This window comes from Vibrio sp. Y176, assembly GCF_033438945.1.
In genome coordinates this window covers 1-560 of sequence record NZ_JAWOQS010000963.1, presented here as the reverse complement: position 1 = coordinate 560, position 560 = coordinate 1, and the positions used below count along the sequence as shown (strand labels likewise).

1 protein-coding gene is annotated in these 560 nt (G+C 48.2%); it reads right to left on the bottom strand.

Annotated features, from left to right (window positions below; translation table 11 throughout):
• Positions 1–4: 4 nt before the first annotated feature.
• Complete coding sequence (locus R7O13_RS29655) at positions 5–391, bottom strand: hypothetical protein (protein WP_001077336.1); 387 nt, start codon at positions 389–391, stop codon at positions 5–7.
• Positions 392–560: the final 169 nt, after the last annotated feature.

Sequence of the window (560 nt, the reverse complement as noted above, 5' to 3'; positions counted from 1 at the left end):
AATATCACAAGCACAAATGAGCGCCCTCTTCCGAGGCCATCATGATTGTGACATCTGCGGTTACAGGATCTGACTTAATCACAACCTCAGTGGGTTTGAAAAAGCCATCTACAGTGGGCATGGGGTAATAAAGACGAATCTTTCCCCAATTCTTGTTGTCGGTAAAAGCGACCTTTGTTTGAGCAACACAAAGCTGCAAAAACATGAAAAGGAAGTCTTCTACCGAGTGCTTACCATCTGCACCAAATACTCCATCGACAATTGCCGGGGTCACTGCCACATTGGTCAGGAAACCAGCTTGTTTACCGATGGAAGATTGGTCCACCAGCAGACCATCATTGATGGCTTGTTGACGGATTTGGGCGAGGTCCAATTTAGCTACTTGGTTCATAAGGTGTACTCCAAAGTTAATGGGCACACCTACCCCGTGCGGGGAAGTGTACCCGCATGGGTTATTGAAAGGTCACGGCCAAAGCCGAGCTTTAAGGTTCCGAGTTTTACGCTGGCTGAATGCGCCAAAGAACGGTCGGAGGAAACGAGTCAGCGACACGCTTCACATT